Origin of the sequence: Allobacillus saliphilus, assembly GCF_018138385.1 — a bacterium.
Lineage (GTDB): Bacteria > Bacillota > Bacilli > Bacillales > Alkalibacillaceae > Allobacillus > Allobacillus saliphilus.
The window spans coordinates 31,222-51,302 of the sequence record NZ_JAGSIE010000005.1 but is presented as its reverse complement, the minus strand read 5'-3'; the positions used below and the strand labels follow the sequence as shown (position 1 = coordinate 51,302).

The following is a 20,081-nucleotide window of genomic DNA, read 5'->3' as shown; positions in this document are numbered from 1 at the left end:
TCTCCAGCAAGACGGATTTTATTCGACAAATAAAAATCAAATCAAACCATTTTATTAAACTCTCGTTTCAATCGTTTGATAATTTTCTTTTCGAGCCTTGATATATAAGACTGCGAAATCCCTAATTCCTGCGCTACATCTTTTTGTGTTTGTTCCTTATTCCCTGCTAAGCCAAATCGCATTTCCATAATTTGCTTTTCTCGACCATTTAAATTTTTCAAGGCATTTAATAATAGCGTTTTATCAACGGAATGATCCAATTCCCGCGTAATCAGGTCATCTTCCGTTCCAAGCACATCAGCCAGCAATAATTCATTTCCATCCCAGTCTGCATTCAACGGTTCATCAAATGAAATTTCTGTCTTTCGTTTATTATTTCTTCTTAAGTACATGAGAATCTCGTTCTCGATACAACGAGACGCATAGGTTGCCAGTTTAATTTTTTTCTCTGGGTTAAACGTATTGACCGCTTTAATGAGACCTATTGAACCTATACTAATTAAGTCCTCAATATGAATTCCAGTATTCTCAAACTTTTTTGCAATATAAACGACTAAACGTAAATTATGTTCAATTAACATTGATTTCGCTGCTTGATCTCCATTTGTCATTCGCTCAAGTACATGCCTTTCTTCATCTTTTGATAATGGTGGCGGTAATGCTTCACTACCACCGATATAATATACTTCATCTCTCTTAATAATCCTTAACTTAACAAGTAGCTTAATTAAAAATCGTTGAATATCACCTAGAAGTTTACGAACCATTAAGATGCCCCCTCTGATTGAAATATTTTCGTTCTTTTTGACTGAAATACCAATGAATGTAATAACACTTGAAAGTCAATTGAGTTTGAGAATCGGCCCGGTTGGACACCAGCATAGACATTTTTCGTTGTATACGTAATCGAGTTATATTCAATGCTCACACGATCCAATAAAATTGCCTTTAAATAATTCTCCCCTCCTCCTGCAGCTTTGTATGGAATAAGTTGAATCGATAATTGCGATTGCTCACTTGTAGATAATGACGCTGATTGAATCATTTTGTTTGTCATTGACTCCCCGAATAATCGCTGAGAAGTCGATTCATCTAATAAAATGACAGGTTTTTTTGATATCGGATGTGTCAATTGGTTTCCAGAATCATAAAAACCATTTGCTTTAATTTGGGTGTTGTTATAAGTCAAAAAAACTGGATATAATTGTTGCTCATTCATCCGATGAATCGTGAGTCGCTGAAATTGCTCTTTTGTTAAATAAAGAACGATAGGAAATAGAGCAGATACAGTAATCCAACTATAAACATTTCCATAACCTTGAGTAAGGTTATTGATCGGTATAGTTCCATCCAAAAATGTATAAAGTCCATAGATACCTCCACCAATCGTAAAGTTGACAATGTAAAAGCAAAACCATTGTGTAACCAATGTCTTCAAATGACGATAAGAGAAAGCGATCCAAACAATTCCAATGGAATAAATGAGTTTCGCTAACGGATGAAACAACCACTCAAGCCCTAGTCCAATGGATAATGGGATGATCAACGATGCAAAGAGTGCACCGAAGAAGACTCGCTTCCTGGAGAATACAGATTTCGTTAACCAAGCAACGAGTAGTAAGATTGTCCAATCAAATAATAAATTGAGTAACCAAATTAAATCCAAATATAGCTGCATTGCTTACTCCCTTTTGACAAGCATTTAACAAGAGTATAGCTGAGCTACCATAAAAAAACTGTCACTTTATCAGTGCATCTTCTTTCTTATTTTGGTCTTTTTTGACGAATATTTTGAGGAGAGGAAATGGACGTAGGTCGACTAAATCAACAATAAAAAAGCCTGATTTAACGAGTAGCAGTTAAATCAGGCTTTTGATTGTTTTTCGTTATCCATTTAGTCGCGGTTGCGATTACGTAAGAACGTCGGAATATCTAACGTATCTTCTTCATAAGAAGGTTGTTGTGCAGTTGGGCGCTCAGGTCTGCGCTGTGATTGAGACGTAGTTGTAGGAGTTGGACCTGCAGCCGGTCGCTGCGTATGAGGTCTTTGCTCACTTGATTGCGCACTTTCATCAAATCCTGTCGCAATTACAGTAACAACAATTTCATCTTTTAAATTTTCGTTGATTACTGAGCCAAAAATGACGTTTACCTCTTGATCTGCTGCAGAGGTAACAATTTCAGCAGCTTCTTGTACTTCGAACAAGCTTAAGTTAGTTCCGCCAGAGATGTTCATCAAGATTCCATGTGCACCATCGATTGATGTTTCCAATAATGGAGATGAGATAGCTTTTTTCGCAGCTTCTCCAGCACGACTTTCTCCTGTTGCTACACCAATTCCCATTAATGCTGAACCTTTGTCTTGCATAATCGTTTTTACGTCTGCAAAGTCCACATTGATTAATCCAGGTACTGCAATTAAATCAGAAATACCTTGGACACCTTGTCGAAGAACGTTATCAGCTTCCCGGAACGCTTCAAGCATCGGTGTGTTTTTATCTACAAGTTCAAGTAGTCGATCATTTGGGATGACAATTAATGTATCGACATTTTCTTTTAATGAGTCTACTCCACTGCCTGCTTGGACAGAACGTTTACGACCTTCGAATAAGAATGGGCGTGTAACGACACCAACGGTTAAAGCACCCAACTCTTTTGAAATTTGTGCAATCACAGCAGCTGCACCAGTACCTGTTCCGCCACCCATTCCAGCAGTGACAAACACCATATCCGCACCTTGAAGAACTTCTTCAATAGCTTCCTTACTTTCTTCAGCTGCCTTTTTTCCAACTTCTGGATTGGCACCCGCTCCTAAACCACGAGTTAATTTTTCACCAATCTGTAGTTTTGTTTCAGCTTTTGATAAGTTTAATGCCTGTGCATCTGTGTTAACGGCGATAAATTCTACACCTTGTACACCATTTTCAATCATACGATTAACAGCATTACTTCCACCGCCACCGACACCGATGACTTTTATTTTTGCTAATTGATCATTGTTTGACTCAAAATCCAACATATTCGTTCCTCCCATTCATTATCCCTTTTTCCGTTTTCTATGTTGAAGGAGACGCTTCATTTTTAATCGAAGAAATAATTTTGTAATTTTTTAAGAATTGGTTCCTTATCTTCTTTCTTTTGCTTAGCTTTTTGTTCACTACGAGGCTTTTCTCGATTATCCATTGATGGAACCGGTTCAGTCTGGTTTAATTTTCCAATACCTTCTTGAAAAACTTTACCTTGTATTTTCGCATTTTGATGTGCGAATTGCAAGGTTCCCAGTCCTACAGTGAATTGTGGTTCACGAACACCTATGTAAGTAGGAATCGATGTTCTGACATTTGTTCGGAAAATATCTTTAGCAAGTTCCATTACACCTGGCATATTTACAACGCCACCTGTCATCACATACCCACCAGGTAATTCAAGCAAACCCATACGTCGGATTTCTTTTCTGACGAAATCAAAGATCTCAGCTAAGCGAGCTTCGATGATCTCCGAAATTAATACTTGATCATATTCTTTTTTCTCATTGCTTCCAATTGTAGTGACTGAGAATGTAACATCCTTTTGTGCTTCAGGAACATACGCATGTCCATAATCTTTTTTCACGTTTTCAGCTTCTTCAGTTGTCGTTTTCAATCCGATGGATAAATCTTTAGTTATATTATCTCCACCAAGCGGAACAACCAATGTATCAATCATTTGGCCTTCCACAAATACAGAAACAGTAGTGCTTCCAGCGCCGATGTTAACAAGAGCTACACCGAGATTTTTTTCATCCTTTGAGAGGGCGACTTCTCCTGCTGCCAAAGGCTGTAAGCAAATATCTTCGACTTCCAACCCTGCCCGCTCTACACACTTTAGAATGTTATGTAGATTCGTCTTTCCACAAGTAACTAATAACCCGTGCATTTCTAGACGAACACCAATCATTCCACGCGGATCTTTAATTTCATCTTGTCCATCGACAACGAACTGCTGTGGATATACATCGACAATCTCTCTTTCTGGAGGAATAGAGATTACCTGTGATGCATCAATGACTCTTCGAATATCTTCATCGCCAATCTCTCTTGTTTCACTAGATACAGCGACAACACCATGGCAGTTTTGCAAATGAACATGACTACCATTGATTGACACAATAACATTTTTTATTTCCATATCAATCATTCGTTCAGCTTGTTCAACGGCATTTTGAATGGAGTGAACAGTTTGGTCAATATCGACAATTGCACCCTTTTTCATTCCGTTGGACTCAGCTGTTCCTACACCAATGACATTTAAACCATCATTCGTTACTTCACCGATGATTACTTTTACTTTTGATGTACCAATATCTAAACTAACTAATACATTACTGCGATTCATGCCTGCACCTCCACGTAAGGCTCACCCGTCATTATTCAAATTTGTTTCGTGTAACAAATACAAATGATTTACTTCTTCCATACTTATTCGATTTAATCCTTTAAAATCCCTGCATATTCAACAAAATTCTACATTTATAGAGCTGTCCATTCATTGCTGTGATTCAACTTGATTTTCTTGTGTGCTCACTTCTTCCTCGCTTGAGTAAGGTTGGAAATAAGCACCGACGTCAATATGAATGACACCTTCTTGATTCGGTTGAATTTGAGCAGTAATAGATGGGTATAGTTTTATCTTTGACGAAAAGTCACGAATTGAAGCAATTACTTCATGACCATCCGCTGTATAAATTAAAATTTTATAGTTGTTGATTTCATTAGGGATCCAGTAAATTTCTGATAATAATTGATTAATAGATTCAGGTAGTTTCTCAAGCTGTTCTGTTAATAATCTTAACATTTCAGGACTATTGAAGTCATGTAATAACGGAGCGTCTCCTAAAGGTTGGCCTAATTGCTGGTCTTTTAGCATTGTTCCGTCTTCTAGGATTGGATAATAATGATCACCTTCACGGACATAGGCAACACGCGCCAACTCACTAATAGTGATTTCATAACCGTTATACCATTTTCGCTCGATTTCTACACTGCTAATTTCTGGATGGTTTAAAATAAAATCTTTCGCTTGATCCAATTCGACTCCCCAATAGTTTTCGTCCATTGAGATTTCACTCAATTCGATAACTTTGGATTCTTCGACACGATGATTGCCTTTCACATCGATGCTTTTCACATAACTTAAAGGGGATTGAATATAAACTATCACTAACACCAATAGCAATATTATAGTTAAATACATGACAAAACGTCGATTTGCTTTTCGCTTTCTCGCTTTCTTGAGTTGCGGTATTCGATCTTCAATTGAAATAATTTTTTTATCAGCCATGAAATGTTTCTCCTAAACAATACATTTCAAATATATTATTCTTTCATTATAGCATAGTTTGATTGACTTAAAATATGGTTTTTTGCCCAATTTTTATCCAAACTTTGATAGATAAGATTACTGTTTTATAACAATTTACAATTTATGATTCCGTAAAACGTGTTTTCAAAAATAAAAATGCTCAATCTCCCGATATTTATCAAGGAAAATGAGCATTGAATCAATCTTTATAATGCTTATCGAGCCGGAAACCTAGCATGTTTACTAATGTTTAATAATATGCCTAATGCAAATAATGTAATGGTTAATGAGGAACCTCCATAGCTCAATAAAGGTAGAGTGATTCCCGTAACTGGAATTAACCCAATGACAACACTGATATTGATCATCACCTGAATCGCAATCATTGTTGTCACACCGAAAGCTAATAACGAACCGGAAATGTCTTCTGTATGTAGAGAGATGAGCACCCCACGCCATATAATGACAAAGAACAGAAAGAGGATGAAGGTTGACCCAATTAGGCCTAACTCTTCAGCAATGATTGCAAAAATAAAATCATTTTGAGGCTCCGGCAAATAAAAGTATTTCTGCATGGAGTTACCGAATCCTAGACCCATTAACCCTCCTGGGCCGACGGCATATAAAGACTGAATGATTTGAAAACCATCACCTAAAGGATCTTCCCATGGGTTCAAAAAAGCATTAATTCGACTAATTCGATATGGTGCAGAAGCAATCAATGCAATAAAACCCGCAATGCCTACGCCACCTAGAATTACAAAGTGCTTAATTTTAGCTCCGGAAATAAAAATCATAAAGATTCCAGTACAGATGAAAACAAGTCCTGTTCCTAAATCAGGTTGTAACATCATTAAGCCAAAAGGAATCACAATGAATAACAAAATTGGTAGAAAACCCTTCGCAAAATGCTTTAACCCTTTTTGGACTTTTGGAAGTAAAGATGCATATAAAATAATCAAACCAATTTTCATAAATTCACTCGGTTGAATACTGAACGCACCGACCCCTATCCAGCTTTGCGCACCACCACGAACAAGTCCAACTCCGGGAATCAATACAACCATTAATAAAAATAAGCATAGTAGATAAATCCACAAAGAAAAACGTAACCAATGATGATAAGAGATTCGCATCGTAATCCAAATCGCGACTAACCCAAAGACAATAAATAAAGTCTGTCTTTTTAAATAAAAAAACTGATCATTAAATTGATAACCTGCCCAAACGGATGATGAACTGTAAACCATCACAGCTCCTAAAAACAGAAGGATTAGAATAGCCGTCATTAAAACGAGATCAATTGATTGTTCTGTACGATTTTTAACCAAAAAAACATCCCCTTACTTCGTCATTCGGAAGTCAGGGGCTAAATGAGTCCGGTAAGAAACAGAAGACAAACACTACCTTGTCCTAAGCCCCTACTTTAGTTTATGCACAGTTTCGATGAACATGTCACCGCGTGCTTCAAAGGATGGGAATTGGTCCCAACTAGCACAGGCTGGGGAGAGTAGAATGATGTCACCTGGTTTACTCAATTCATATGCTTTTTTCGTCGCTTCCACTAAGCTATCTGTAATCGTTATCTGTTTAAATCCTTTTCGCTTTCCTGCCTCATACAATTTATCTTTCGATTCACCATACACTATACAGTTTGTCACATTATTGAAAGAATCGAACAGCTCATCGAATTCATTGCCTCGATCTAATCCACCTGCAATCAATACAATCGGCCGCTCAAATGAACGGACAGCTTTTGATGTCGCTTGGATGTTCGTTGCTTTTGAATCATTATAAAAAAGCCGTTCATTCAATCGTTCGACAAATTGCAAACGATGCTTAACACCTATAAATGTTCGTAGCTTTTCGATAATTACTTCATCCGATATGTGAAATGATTTGGCAATCGCAATACTTGCTAAGACGTTTTCAAGATTATGGTTCCCTGGCAGAGCGACTTCGTTCTTGCTCATTAATTTGTCCCCACGATATTGGATTTGGTCATCTTCATTCAGCATAATTTCGCTATCGGAATCATTGATTACGGAAAAATATACACGTTTTCCGTTACCAGGGATTTGTTGTGAAGAAGTTAATGAATCAAGTTGATTTAAAATGGCTACATCCTCGTTCGTTTGGTTTTGAAAAATCTTTAACTTGGAGTTAATATAATCTTCCATCGAATGATGATAATCTAAGTGAGCTTCAGTCAAATTCAGTAAAATGGCATAATCAGGCTTGAATGTTTTTGTCCCTTTTAATTGAAATGAAGATAATTCCATTACAACTGGCTGATCTTTTTTCTGCTCCCGCAAAACCTCTGATGCCACATTACCGATGTTACCGGCGATGAGTGGGTTAAATCCTCCAGCTTGCAATAGCTCAAATATTAACGTAGTCGTTGTTGTTTTACCGTTTGATCCAGTAATCGCAATCAACGGACCTTCCACCAATGGATACGATAACTCGACTTCCGTAATGACAGGAAGATCTCTGTTTAATGCTTCTTGGATAATTGGATTGTCGTATGGAATTCCAGGATTTTTCACCACTAGGTCAATGTCATTCAGAACGGTTAATGGGTGTTTGCCAGTAATGACATCACAACCCATTTCAGTAAACCGTTTTGCCGTTTCATTTTCTTCTAACGGAAGACGATCATTAATTCTAAAGTCAATGCCAGAATCATATAATAACTGTGCAGCTGCTTCTCCGCTTTTGGCCAAGCCTAAAACTAATACTTTGTTATATGGGAAGTTCGTCAACGTTTTCATTAAATCCCCACCTCAATAAATATACCTAGTGCTGCACATAAAATACCGACAAGCCAAAAACTAGTAACGACCTTCCATTCAGACCACCCGATCAATTCATAGTGGTGATGTAATGGACTCATTTTAAATACACGTTTACCAGTTGTCTTAAAAGAAATCACCTGAATGATGACAGATAGTGTCTCAATAACAAAAACGCCACCAATCAATACAAGTAAAATTTCTAGTTTCATTAAGATAGCTACCATAGCTAATGAGGCACCAAATGCCAGTGAGCCAGTGTCACCCATGAAAACCTTTGCCGGATGACTGTTAAAAACTAAGAAACCTAACAAAGCACCCACAACTGCAAGAGTGAAAATAATCAAATCAGGCGGTAGTTGATGATACCAACCAATAATAGCAAAGGCTGAGAACGCTACTGAGGCAGTTCCTGCAACGAGACCATCCAAACCATCTGTCAAGTTGACGGCGTTGGAAGCTCCTACAAGCATCAATAATAAAAACACAGCATAAAACCAACCGAAATCAACTGATAAATCGGTACCAGGTAAAGCTACCTCGGTATTATAGCCTTGCCGGTCAAGAATGAAAAATACAATAATGGCAATTATTATTTGACCAAGCATTTTCTGTTTTGATGTAAGACCTAAGTTTCTTTTATATTTAATCTTAATAAAATCATCCAAAAAGCCAATTAATCCATATCCTAATAAGACAAAGAGTAAGATAAATGTGGAACTTGAGAATTCACTCAATCCATCTTTAACAATCATGATTAACGTTGTCAGGACAATAGAAACGATAATCATGACGCCTCCCATCGTCGGTGTTCCTGATTTTGCCTGGTGAGATTTTGGTCCTTCTTCACGAATGCTTTGCCCAAATTTTAACCGACGCAAAAAAGGGATGATAATTGGTGATAGCAAGACCGTAATTAAAAATGATATAGCGATTGTTAAGATTATTGTTAGTACACTCACAGTATTTTTCCCCTTCTATTGACGCGTTTTCTTAATGCACTGCTTCAATTATTTCTTCTAGTTTCATTGATCTCGAGCCTTTAAATAATACGACTGTATCTTCATCAAGATATGAAGCTATTTCCTCAATCAATGCTTGTTTAGACGTAAAATGTTTTTGTTTTCCTGAAAAAGTAGCGGGTAATCCGTCCAAAATAAACCGACTACTCGTCCCAAATGTAAAAATAGCATCAAATTGTTCATCCAATGATTGTCCGACCTTCTTGTGCGCTTCTTCCGCAAAGTCACCGAGCTCCAAAATATCTGCAAGTACGGCTACTTTTCGTTGATAATCCATCTTTTTAACAACATCAAGAGATGCAATCATCGAAGTAGCTGAAGCATTATAAGCATCATTAATTAATAATGCGCCCTCTTTTGTTTCTATTTTTTCAAAACGCATTCCTGGAATAATGACGGTCTCTAATTGTTTGGCCGCTTGGTCGATTGATACATTCATCAACTCAGAAACAGCGATCGCAAAAGCTGCGTTCAATGCTTGGTGTTTCCCCAATAACGGTAACGTAAACGTTGTCTCGTTGATGGTAACATTGGATTGTTCCTGACCTTGTACATATGCTTCTACACGGTAATCATTTTTTGAATGAAAACCACAATGAACCTTGTTCGGATAATCATCACTCGTTAACAATGGTTCATCACCATCAATGATTAACTGCCCTTGTTTTTGTAAGCCTGCCTTAATCTCTAACTTGGCCTTCGCAATACCTTCACGGCTTCCTAAAAATTCGATATGTGATTCCCCTATATTTGTAATGACGGCATGATTAGGTTGTCCAATTAAAGATAGTAGCTCAATTTCGCCAAAAGCACTCATTCCCATTTCGGCGACTAATACATCGACGTCTCGCTCCATCCGTAAAATTGTTAACGGAAGACCGATATGATTATTCAAATTACCTTCTGTTTTTGCAGTTTTATACTTCACGCTTAAACAAGCGGCAATCAGCTCTTTCGTCGTTGTTTTTCCATTTGAACCCGTCACACCGATGACAGTTGGGTTGAGTTCTTGACGATATGCTTTCGCTAAATCTTGCAATGCTTTTAAGGTGTCATCTACATATATTAACGGAAAATCTTCTGGTATATCATCTGGCTTCTCCGTGCGCGACCACAACGCTGCTACAGCACCTTGCTCAATTGCGCCAGAAATAAAATCATGCGCATCAAAGCGATCTCCAACAATCGGTACAAAAAGTCCACCTTCTACCGATTGACGACTGTCCGTATAAATATGATGAATCGATAAATTCCTCTGTTGCTCTGTTAACTGTTGTTCAAATAAGTCTGCCACGAAATTTAACGTAAATTTTTCCATACTAGGACTCCTCGTACTTTTCTTCAATCATTGCTTTTGCGACTTCACGGTCATCAAAATGATTTCTCACATCATTGACTTCTTGATACGTCTCGTGTCCTTTTCCGGCAATCAAGACAATATCACCATCCACTGCTCGGTCAATCGCATATTGTATAGCTGTTTTTCTATCTTCAATTACAGAAAAAGATTCCTCCGAAAGATGGTTTGTCATATCATCCAAAATTGCTTGTGGATCCTCCGTTCGTGGGTTATCCGATGTGAAGATAACATGATCACTATATTTCATAGCTGCGTCTGCCATCTTAGGCCGTTTTGTTCGATCTCGATCGCCACCACTACCAACAACCGTATAAACTTGATTTGTTTTTATCTCAGAAATCGATTGTAATACATTTTCCAATGAATCGGGCGTATGAGCGTAATCGACAATTACAGATACTGGGTAATCATTAGAAACCGATTCAAAACGTCCTGGTACTCCTTTTGTTTGCTGTAAAGCTTTTTTGATTGTTTCGATTGGAACATTATACGTATAGGCTACCGCAATAGCTGCCAACATATTATAAACATTAAATTTTCCTGAAAGCTTTGTCTCTATTTTCGTTGTAAATGCTGGTGAACTGACAGAAAAAGAGCTGAAGTCTGCACCTAGCTGCAGATCAGTTCCTCTGATGAACGCTTTTTCACTCAAACCATATGTCACAATTGGTTGAGCACACGCACGCCCCATAACGCCTGCATATGGATCATCGATATTAATTACGGCTGTTTTCCTATCGTCAAATCGATTGCCTAATTGAGAAAATAATAGTGACTTAGCATGTGCATAATCATTCATATCCGTATGGTAATCCAAATGGTCTTGTGTAAGGTTCGTATACGTAGCCGTATTAATATCCACTCCATGAACTCGCCCCATGCTCAGTGCATGCGAAGAAACTTCCATGATGACTGTCTCGACGTTTTCATCGACCATCTTACGGAAGTTTTTATGTAAGAACAAAGCGTCCGGCGTTGTATTTTTAACCGGGTAACGCTGATCTCCAATTTTCATGTCAATAGTACCTATTACTGCCGTTTTGTGACCATAAAAAGTAAATATATCATCTAGTAAATACGTCAAAGTAGTTTTACCATTCGTACCTGTCACACCAATCACATTCAACTGACTGCTTGGATGACCATAAAAATAATCAGCAAGCTGAGCCATTGCTTTCGATGTATCAGGTACTTGAATGACAGGGACACTCGTTTCGACTTGTTTTTCAGCAATAATTGCTATTGCTCCATTCCGAGTTGCTTGCTCAGTATAGTCGTGCCCATCTACAGTAAAACCATCTATACAAATAAAAAGTGAATGATCACTCACTTTACGAGAATCCATCTCAATCGAATGAACCGTTTGATCGGATATCTCTCCCTTGATCTCTTTAATTTTCAATTGATCGATTAATTCCTTTAATTTCATATATATATCTCCTACCTTACAACTCGTATCTTTGTAATGGTTATTATAGCAAACTTTAATTGATAAAACGATGAAAACTATGTGTTTCCAAATTCCTTTTTACTTCACGAATACGCTTTATATGATGAGTGATCGACACGAAGTAAACGCTTCGTGTCGATTGGTTGTTATTTTTAAATCGAAAAGGTGTTAATCACCCATAAAAACTCGAATGGTTGAACCTGGTTTTACTTTTGTTCCGCTTTCAGGTGATTGTGAGATCACTTCTTTTCCATCACCTTGCACATCAATAGTCAAGGTTGATAGATATTGTTGCAAGTCGCTCGTCGTTTCTCCAATCAGATTCGGTACTTCTACCGGTGGAGATTCAGGCCACTGATAATCCTTCTCCAACCCTTTTTGTTTCTTTGTATTTTTGTGACTTAATACATCATCTATGATTCTTCCAGCAATTGGGCTTGCAACAACACCACCAAATTGAACGGTATCCTTTGGGTTATCTACTGCAACATACACTAATACTTCTGGCTTGTTAGCAGGTGCAAATCCGATAAACGAAACGATGTGGTTATTCTCTAGATATTTTCCATCTTTGCCGACTTTCTGTGCTGTTCCTGTTTTACCGCCAACTCGATAACCATCTACATAAGCTCCTCGCCCTGTGCCGTTGCTGACGACATGCTCGAGAGCACGTCTTACTTCTTTCGATGTTTCATTCGAAATGACTTGCTTTTTTAACTCAGGTTCGCGCTCCATAATCGGTTCTTTCGTTTTAGGATCATATAACCCTTTTACGACATACGGTTCATATAGATATCCGCCATTAATTGCGGCAGCAACCGCTGTCACTTGCTGTATCGGCGTTACGGATACACCTTGACCAAACGCAGTAGTCGCTAATTCCACAGGTCCTACTTGATCTTCTTTAAATAGAATACCCGAGCTTTCCCCTTCCAAATCAATTCCGGTTTTACTCCCAAAGCCATATTCTTTAATATACGTAAATAAACGTTCTTTGCCAACCATCTGTCCTAAGTTAACAAACCCTGGGTTACAAGAGTTTTGTGCAACTTCCAAGTATGATTGATCCCCGTGCCCACCTTTATGCCAACATCGCAGTCGAGCTCCATCAACTTTGACATATCCTTGGTCGTAATACGTATCTTTATCTAAATCGACAAGTCCTTCCTCAAGCGCTGCAGACAACGTTATGATTTTAAAGGTCGATCCTGGCTCAAAAGTACTGAACACAGGTAAATTTTGATTATATACTTCTGGACTGACTGACTGATATTCGTTCGGATGATAGGTAGGTCTCGTTGCCATTGAGAGAATCTCTCCATTTTGAGGATTCATGACAATCGCCAAAGCACTATCTGGGTTATACTTTGCAACAGCTTGATCTAATTCACGCTCGACAATTGCTTGTATTTCGGCATCAATCGTTAATGATAAATTTTTTCCGTCGATTGGTTCCGTATAGCGGTTCGACCGATCATTCATCCTTCCACCTTTTGCATCAGAAAAAAATGAAAGCGCGCCATTTTTACCGCTTAATTGGTCATCATAGCTAGCTTCAAGTCCTGCCAATCCTTGGTTGTCGATTCCAGTAAAGCCGAGCACATGTGAAAGTTGTGTACCATACGGATAATAACGAGTAGAGTCTTCTGCTAAGTAGATTCCAGGTAGATTTAAATTACGAATCTCATTCGTTTGCTTTTTTGTCAGCTTTCTTCCTTCTGGGTGAATCATTTCAACAGATACCTTGTTCGTTAGGTGTTTCATTAATTTTTCACGTTCAATGGAGATAATATCCATCAACTGATCTGCCACTTTCTCTGGATTCTCAATCTGTTTCGGAACGACTGCAAGACTTGGTGCGACAGTGTTTCCTACTAAAACTTCTCCATTCCGGTCGACAATCTCGCCGCGTTCTGCTTGAAATGGTATATCTCTTGTCCATAAGTCTTCGGCACTTTCCATAATTTCATCACCCGAAACGAGCTGAACGAAGGAAAGCCTACCTAACATAATTAAAAAATAAATGGCCAATAAAAAAAAGACAATGATCAATCGCCTTCTCACGGTCAACATCGATACATGCTTCATTCTTGAATCCTCCTGAAGTAAGCGTAGTACCTAATTTATGAGAAAGCTTGTCTGTTTAGACCATTGTCTTTCTTTATACAAATTTTATCTGAATGAATTATTCGGCTGCGCCTTGATCAGATGAATCGTCGGCTGCTGATTCACTTTGTTGATCTTCGAATTGTTGTTCCTTGCTATGTAATTCTATAACCAACTGATCATCTTCATTCAGTTTTGTTCCAGGTTTGATACTCTGTTCGACAACAAACCCACTGCCATTAAACTCAATTTCCAAACCGAGCAATTCACTAAGGTGAAGCACATCTCGTAACGGCCATCCTAATAGATTTGGCATTTTGGCTTCGCCTTCCGTCAGAACGAGCAAACGATTACTTGGAAATAAACGATCTCCTTCAATCGGTCTTGAATCTGCAGCCTTTTCGCCTGTACCTAATGAAACGACTTCAATGCCTTTTTCTTCATAGGTTTCTTCCAATCCTTCTATGGATGAACCTATGATGTTATCAAGGACGATTGGCTCCATTTGGTCAGAGCTTTCTTGGTCTGGTTGTACATTCAAGTAATTTAAACTGTTTTCCATAACGGTTTTGTAAATATAAGAAGTTGTGCGTGAACCCTCATAAGAATAATCAATGTTCGGTTGTTTCACAGCTACAAACATCAATAATTCAGGATCATCTTTTGGTGCCATCCCCATAAATGAAAACAGATAATTCGAAGGTCCTGTTAACCATCCACCTGTCTCAGGGTCAGGTAGTTGAGAGGTTCCAGTCTTTCCTAAAGATGAATAACTATCCAATTTAAAACTCTTTCCAGTACCATGTTCTCCGGTAATGACTGTCTCGAATAAATCTCGTAATTGTTTTGATGTTTCGGCACTAATTGGTTCACCAACGATTTCCGGCTCTTTTTCGTACAAGATTTCCTCAGATTCTGAGTCAACGACACTCGAAATGACGTACGGCTTCACCATTTTACCGTCATTTGCTATCGCTGTAGCGGATTTCATGATCTGCATCGGAGTAAAAGTAGATCCTTGACCATAGGCCATAGTCACCTTTTCCATCGGATACTGATAAACCATTTTCCCAAGACGCTCCCCAGAAAGGTCAATCCCTGACATTCGATCTAAATGGAACGCTTCGATATATTCCATAAACGTATCTGGTTTGATTTTTTCCCAAAGCAATTTTGCGACGGCGACGTTGGAAGAACGTTGGATTCCTTCATCGTACGTAATTCTGCCCCAACCGACATTATTATGGTCACGGATATATCGGTAATTCTCATTAATACGATATTTCCCAGACTCATAAGTCTCACTTCCGTTATAAACGCCTTCCTCCATTGCTGCGGCTACTGTAAACATTTTCATTGTCGATCCCGGTTCAATCGGGTAGGATATGACATCGTTATACCAATTCGTAATGTTCTCTGGGTGGTTCGGATTAAATGTCGGTCGATTACTCATAGCCAACATTTCTCCCGTTTTAGGGTCCATAACAGCTGCTACCATACGTTCTGGTTGATATTCTTTTTCAATTGTCGTCATCGCATCTTCTAAAAATGTTTGGATTTTTTGATCGATCGTTAAGTAAACATGATCCCCATTTTTAGGTGGCTTGACGACTTCATCCGCATTCAATAGTTTATATCCATATTTGTCACGCTTATAGCTAACTGAACCAGGTTCACCTTGTAAATATTCGTCCCATTCTAACTCAACGCCGAATTCAGCGACTGGTTCTCCTTTTTCAGCTCTCGTATAGCCTAGTATATGTGAGGCAAACGCTCCATTCGGATAATATCGTTGCATTTGCTGTTCAAAATTAATTCCTGGTAAACCTAATGCTTCTATTTCTTCCATTTTAGCTTCAGATAGATTATTCGCTTCTGTACCAAATTCCACTTGAAATCGATCATTCTCAATTCCATTAGTAATGATTTTTTCAATTTCATTCGGTTCTTTCTCTAAATATGGAGCTAACTTCTCAGCAGTCTTTGTAGGGTTTTTGACATGTAAAGGAGAAGGCGAATTTTCAGAATAAGATTCGTCAATAATGGCATAAAGTTTATAGGTCGGTCGATTATCCGCTAAAATCATACCTGTTCGGTCCATAATCTTACCACGCTCATAACTCAATTCCTTGCCGACCTGACGATACTTATTCGAATAATCAATTAAATCGACCGATTGCACTTCTCCTCCTACTTGGATGTACACAAATCGGCCGATTATTATTAAAAACCCTAATGTAAATATGCTAACCAAGAAGATCAGCATGATGTTTTTTTGTTTCATTTTCACCGAAAATCCCTTCCCTTAAGGGGTATTATTGGCTTGTTTTACGTTACTGTTTTTAATATCAAGTCCATGTTTTTCTGCGATGGTCAAAATTCTTGTTGGATTACTCAGTTCTTGAACTTCTGCACGAAGGGAAACATTTTGGGATTGTATCGTTTCAATATTATTATCCAATTGCTGAATATCACGGTTTAATGAATTGACTGATGTAGAAAACATAACCATGTAAATTGCAAAACAAGTGATTACCAATATTCCTAAAGTATACAAAAACTTTTCACCTTTTGTAAATAACGTTTTTTTGGCTTGCTCAGTATGATGTTCCGTTTGATGGGATGTTTGGTCCTTTCGATGTGGTAATGTTTGATATTGTCTCAGTCTTTCAGCACTCATTTTTTACTTCCCCTTTCCGTTCAGTGCGTATTTTTCGTCCCATTCAGTGACTTTTTCACAAATTCTTAATTTTGCCGATCTTGATCGACGGTTTTCATCCAACTCATTTTCGTTCGGTACAATCGGCTTCTTGTTAATGAGCTTAAATGGCGGTTGAATCTCTTCAGGCAATAATGGTATTTCTTTTGGAACATCTTCGGGTGTACTCCATTTTTTCATTGCTTGCTTACAAATTTTATCTTCCAATGAGTGGAATGTGATGACAGCAATCCTACCGCCAATTGCCACTTTTCTAGCCGCTTGATGTAGCGCATCTTCGAACACGTTCAATTCATCATTTACGGCAATTCGAATTGCTTGGAAGATTCGTTTAGCTGGATGTCCGCCTTTCCTTCTTGCCGGTGCTGGTATTGCTTCCTTAATAATCTCCACTAGCTCGAGTGTTGTCACAATCGGCTTTTCTTCTCTTTTACGCTCAATGTTTCGTGCAATTTGTTTAGAAAATTTTTCTTCTCCATATCTAAAAAAAGATTTAACGAGCTGTTCATACGTCCAATGATTGACTACTTCATATGCGCTCAATTTTTGAGACTGATTCATGCGCATGTCCAGTGGTGCATCATTGTGGTAACTAAATCCTCTTTCGATTTGGTCCAACTGTGGAGAAGAAACACCTAGATCAAAGACAATCCCTTCAACTTCATTAATGTTCAATTCATCCAACGCTTCTTCAAGCTGAGAAAAGTTTCGATGGATGAAAGTAACTTGATTCTCGTATTCAGATAACAATGCTTTCGCATGTGTAATAGCCGTTTCATCCTGATCAAAAGCGATCAGATGGCCTTTGTCTGTCAATTGTTCAATAATTTTCTTTGAATGACCTGCGCCTCCAAGAGTGCAGTCCACATAGGTGCCATTCGGCTGGATAGACAAACCCTCAATCGTTTCTTTGTTTAATACACTGAAGTGTTCAAACATCTCTTCACCCTCCAACATTAAATGTCGAAATCCATCATATTTTCTGCGATTTCAGCAAAAGATTCTTCCGATTCTTCTACATAGTCTGTCCAAGCGTCGCGCGCCCATAATTCAATTCGATTCGACACGCCGATCACAATACATTCTTTATCCAAATTGGCATATTTTCGGAGGGGTGATGGAACATTGATTCTGCCTTGCTTATCAATTTCACACTCAACAGCACCAGAAAAGAAGAAACGCGTAAATGCTCTTGCATCTTTCTTTGTAACTGGTAACTTCTTCAGTTTCTCTTCGAGGATTTTCCATTCATCCATGGGGTAGGCGAACAAACAATGATCTATTCCACGAGTGAGCACAAAGGAGTGACCTAACCCATCTCTAAACTTAGATGGAATAATAATTCTGCCTTTTGTATCAATATTATGTTGAAACTCACCCATAAACATAGACTTCGCCCCACCTTTTTTTATAGTCTACCACATTCCTCCACTTTGAACCACTTTTTTAATAAAAAATTATATTTTTAATAAAAAAACATGCTCAGCCGAAAGACTGAACATGCTAAAAACCTTATTATTTAAAGTTTTTTAATGATTTTACTGAAAAGTGGGGCGTGGTGGTAAGTGAGTGGTTACAAATTCACTACTAGGTGGTCCACTTCCCATTTTGGTGGTATTGTTGCCAATCTCGATGGTAAGTCCCACCCATATTGATTCATCCAATAAATCAAATTCCACTTCCGCTCTTGTAAACCACCATCTGGGTGATAATACGTATCTAACGTATCATATCTCTTTATCCGAAGCTGATGATTATTTTCAACAGTTCGCATGAATCGCTTCTCAACATACGCTAACTCTCTTTGTATTTTTTCCAGGTTTTTATTCGAGAGTCCTTCCATATCAGGGCTGATTGATTCAGCGATTTCTTGAATCGGTTGATGAATCGTCTCAATATGTTTCTGTACTTCTTGAAATGTTTCTTCAATTGGCAATTTTGTCTTTCTCTTCAACCAGTTCATTTTTTGAGTGTATACACCTGATTGAATTAGTGACTCCAATGATAGATCCATGCCTTCCATCCATGATTGATGGTTGGATTGAAGAAGCGTTATCGATAGACGAGGCATGACGATTGGCAATGTTAAGTCCAAACATCGAAAAGCATTTTTCAATATTGACCAATATGCCAATTCCCCAGGTCCTGCATGAAAAGCTAACACTGGAAAAACGAATTCTTGCATGAGGGGACGTGTAATTACGTTATTACTTAATAATTCAGGATGATTTTTTGCGATTTCTAATAGTTCTTCCGTTCGTAAAGAAACTTGTCCATCCTTCGTCTTCCATATATCATCTTCTCTAATGAGTAACTGTCTTTCACCATCAACGTGATAAAACAGATGCCCATCATCACTTTCTGCATCAATTGAAATGGTATAACCTTTGTCTTCTTGATGCTGTAAATCTCGAACAACGGCTTTTGCGATGTTCGGTTGCTCCTCAATCATCCGCACAAAATAAGGTGATTCAAGTTTTCTTAGATCAGAATCATCTGAATCAACTAACACTAACCCTTCATCTTGAAAGATTTCTTGGGTGAGTATTCCAAAGAAATCTACATACGTATTACTCTGTTCAGCAGCTTCTTTCAATTGGTTGTATATCTTCTTCGTATGGTCGGTTTCTTGAAAAGTAGAAAATATTTTTTCCAAGAAACTAGCCGCTGCTTTTTTCGGCAACTCTCTTGATGAGACAGACTGCTTGGATTCTAACTCATCATCAATGGCAACCTTCTTCAACCGATCAGTATTTTTCTGAATATATATATGGTTGATTTCTTCAAAATCATGATCTTCACCTGCAATCCAAAAGACCGGAATGACGGGTTGCTGCAAATGTTCTTCTAGCTCTTTTGCATGAACAAGAATAGAGATCATTTTATGAATTGTATACAACGGACCGGTTAAAATCCCCGCCTGTTGTCCGCCGATGATAACAGAAGAATTCGGATTTTTTAACGCTTCTATATTTTTTTCAACAGCTGGACCCGCCCCCCATTTTCGATTTTGCTTTAACAATACTTGGGCGAGTTCTTGCCGTTGATAATCACCTTGTTGAAGCTGAGAAAGTCGACTTTTATAACTTCGAATTTGATACGGATCATAGTCGAATTGTGAGAAAATCGATTCCTTACGATCTCGATAATCTTGCAACAATTGTGATTGCTGTAACTGAATTGGAATTGTTTGCATCGTTTAACCCTGCCTTTATTACTTTACTCGGTCCATACCTAGCTGTCATTTTACCGAAAAACCCATTGACTTTCATTAAATCTGTTTGCGGAT

16 protein-coding genes are annotated in these 20,081 nt (G+C 38.2%); all 16 read right to left on the bottom strand.

Annotation, left to right across the window (positions count from 1 at the left end):
• Positions 1 to 41: 41 nt before the first annotated feature.
• The 16 genes from sigE to bshC all read right to left on the bottom strand — a co-directional run bounded on the left by sigE (position 42) and on the right by bshC (position 19,988).
• The gene (gene sigE / locus KC820_RS01440; RefSeq protein ID WP_212367375.1) at positions 42 to 767 is read right to left on the bottom strand and encodes an RNA polymerase sporulation sigma factor SigE; all 726 of its coding nucleotides are present in this window, start codon (positions 765 to 767) and stop codon (positions 42 to 44) included.
• Complete coding sequence (locus KC820_RS01435) at positions 767 to 1,678, bottom strand: sigma-E processing peptidase SpoIIGA (protein ID WP_212367374.1); 912 nt, start codon at positions 1,676 to 1,678, stop codon at positions 767 to 769. The genes sigE and KC820_RS01435 overlap by 1 nt, the downstream gene beginning before the upstream one ends.
• Before the next feature lie 216 nt (positions 1,679 to 1,894).
• Positions 1,895 to 3,019, bottom strand: coding sequence for a cell division protein FtsZ (gene ftsZ, locus KC820_RS01430; RefSeq protein ID WP_212367373.1), 1,125 nt, complete (start codon positions 3,017 to 3,019; stop codon positions 1,895 to 1,897).
• A gap of 62 nt (positions 3,020 to 3,081) precedes the next feature.
• Complete coding sequence (gene ftsA, locus KC820_RS01425) at positions 3,082 to 4,374, bottom strand: cell division protein FtsA (protein WP_212367372.1); 1,293 nt, start codon at positions 4,372 to 4,374, stop codon at positions 3,082 to 3,084.
• 150 nt (positions 4,375 to 4,524) lie between these two features.
• Positions 4,525 to 5,319: a cell division protein FtsQ/DivIB gene (locus KC820_RS01420; RefSeq protein ID WP_212367371.1), complete on the bottom strand. Its 795-nt coding sequence runs from the start codon at positions 5,317 to 5,319 to the stop codon at positions 4,525 to 4,527.
• Positions 5,320 to 5,555: 236 nt separating this feature from the next.
• The gene (spoVE, locus tag KC820_RS01415; RefSeq protein ID WP_212367432.1) at positions 5,556 to 6,629 is read right to left on the bottom strand and encodes a stage V sporulation protein E; all 1,074 of its coding nucleotides are present in this window, start codon (positions 6,627 to 6,629) and stop codon (positions 5,556 to 5,558) included.
• 132 nt (positions 6,630 to 6,761) lie between these two features.
• Positions 6,762 to 8,114, bottom strand: coding sequence for a UDP-N-acetylmuramoyl-L-alanine--D-glutamate ligase (murD, locus tag KC820_RS01410; RefSeq protein ID WP_212367370.1), 1,353 nt, complete (start codon positions 8,112 to 8,114; stop codon positions 6,762 to 6,764).
• Complete coding sequence (gene mraY, locus KC820_RS01405) at positions 8,114 to 9,097, bottom strand: phospho-N-acetylmuramoyl-pentapeptide-transferase (RefSeq protein WP_212367368.1); 984 nt, start codon at positions 9,095 to 9,097, stop codon at positions 8,114 to 8,116. The genes murD and mraY overlap by 1 nt, the downstream gene beginning before the upstream one ends.
• Positions 9,098 to 9,128: 31 nt before the next feature.
• Positions 9,129 to 10,475 (bottom strand): UDP-N-acetylmuramoyl-tripeptide--D-alanyl-D-alanine ligase, encoded by a 1,347-nt coding sequence (locus tag KC820_RS01400; protein WP_212367366.1) that lies wholly within the window; start codon positions 10,473 to 10,475, stop codon positions 9,129 to 9,131.
• A gap of 1 nt (position 10,476) precedes the next feature.
• On the bottom strand, positions 10,477 to 11,946 hold the full coding sequence (locus tag KC820_RS01395; RefSeq protein ID WP_212367364.1) for a UDP-N-acetylmuramoyl-L-alanyl-D-glutamate--2,6-diaminopimelate ligase: 1,470 nt from the start codon (positions 11,944 to 11,946) through the stop codon (positions 10,477 to 10,479).
• Between the two features lie 189 nt (positions 11,947 to 12,135).
• Entirely contained in the window at positions 12,136 to 14,055 is a 1,920-nt protein-coding gene (locus tag KC820_RS01390; RefSeq protein ID WP_212367362.1) for a stage V sporulation protein D, read from the bottom strand.
• 97 nt (positions 14,056 to 14,152) lie between these two features.
• Positions 14,153 to 16,357 (bottom strand): penicillin-binding protein, encoded by a 2,205-nt coding sequence (locus tag KC820_RS01385; RefSeq protein ID WP_212367431.1) that lies wholly within the window; start codon positions 16,355 to 16,357, stop codon positions 14,153 to 14,155.
• Positions 16,358 to 16,378: 21 nt separating this feature from the next.
• Complete coding sequence (ftsL, locus tag KC820_RS01380) at positions 16,379 to 16,753, bottom strand: cell division protein FtsL (protein ID WP_212367360.1); 375 nt, start codon at positions 16,751 to 16,753, stop codon at positions 16,379 to 16,381.
• Between the two features lie 3 nt (positions 16,754 to 16,756).
• Positions 16,757 to 17,731, bottom strand: coding sequence for a 16S rRNA (cytosine(1402)-N(4))-methyltransferase RsmH (rsmH, locus tag KC820_RS01375; RefSeq protein ID WP_212367359.1), 975 nt, complete (start codon positions 17,729 to 17,731; stop codon positions 16,757 to 16,759).
• Positions 17,732 to 17,748: 17 nt separating this feature from the next.
• Positions 17,749 to 18,180: a division/cell wall cluster transcriptional repressor MraZ gene (mraZ, locus tag KC820_RS01370; protein ID WP_144087648.1), complete on the bottom strand. Its 432-nt coding sequence runs from the start codon at positions 18,178 to 18,180 to the stop codon at positions 17,749 to 17,751.
• Between the two features lie 185 nt (positions 18,181 to 18,365).
• A complete protein-coding gene (gene bshC, locus KC820_RS01365; RefSeq protein WP_212367358.1) occupies positions 18,366 to 19,988 on the bottom strand; it encodes a bacillithiol biosynthesis cysteine-adding enzyme BshC in 1,623 nt (540 codons plus the stop codon).
• Positions 19,989 to 20,081: the final 93 nt, after the last annotated feature.

Coding starts and splice junctions, on each gene's coding strand:
- sigE (WP_212367375.1), bottom strand. CDS start 767: ATGGTTCGTAAACTTCTAGGTGATATTCAACGATTTTTAATTAAGCTA.
- KC820_RS01435 (WP_212367374.1), bottom strand. CDS start 1,678: ATGCAGCTATATTTGGATTTAATTTGGTTACTCAATTTATTATTTGAT.
- ftsZ (WP_212367373.1), bottom strand. CDS start 3,019: ATGTTGGATTTTGAGTCAAACAATGATCAATTAGCAAAAATAAAAGTC.
- ftsA (WP_212367372.1), bottom strand. CDS start 4,374: ATGAATCGCAGTAATGTATTAGTTAGTTTAGATATTGGTACATCAAAA.
- KC820_RS01420 (WP_212367371.1), bottom strand. CDS start 5,319: ATGGCTGATAAAAAAATTATTTCAATTGAAGATCGAATACCGCAACTC.
- spoVE (WP_212367432.1), bottom strand. CDS start 6,629: ATGACGGCTATTCTAATCCTTCTGTTTTTAGGAGCTGTGATGGTTTAC.
- murD (WP_212367370.1), bottom strand. CDS start 8,114: ATGAAAACGTTGACGAACTTCCCATATAACAAAGTATTAGTTTTAGGC.
- KC820_RS01400 (WP_212367366.1), bottom strand. CDS start 10,475: ATGGAAAAATTTACGTTAAATTTCGTGGCAGACTTATTTGAACAACAG.
- KC820_RS01395 (WP_212367364.1), bottom strand. CDS start 11,946: ATGAAATTAAAGGAATTAATCGATCAATTGAAAATTAAAGAGATCAAG.
- KC820_RS01390 (WP_212367362.1), bottom strand. CDS start 14,055: ATGAAGCATGTATCGATGTTGACCGTGAGAAGGCGATTGATCATTGTC.
- KC820_RS01385 (WP_212367431.1), bottom strand. CDS start 16,357: ATGAAACAAAAAAACATCATGCTGATCTTCTTGGTTAGCATATTTACA.
- ftsL (WP_212367360.1), bottom strand. CDS start 16,753: ATGAGTGCTGAAAGACTGAGACAATATCAAACATTACCACATCGAAAG.
- rsmH (WP_212367359.1), bottom strand. CDS start 17,731: ATGTTTGAACACTTCAGTGTATTAAACAAAGAAACGATTGAGGGTTTG.
- mraZ (WP_144087648.1), bottom strand. CDS start 18,180: ATGTTTATGGGTGAGTTTCAACATAATATTGATACAAAAGGCAGAATT.
- bshC (WP_212367358.1), bottom strand. CDS start 19,988: ATGCAAACAATTCCAATTCAGTTACAGCAATCACAATTGTTGCAAGAT.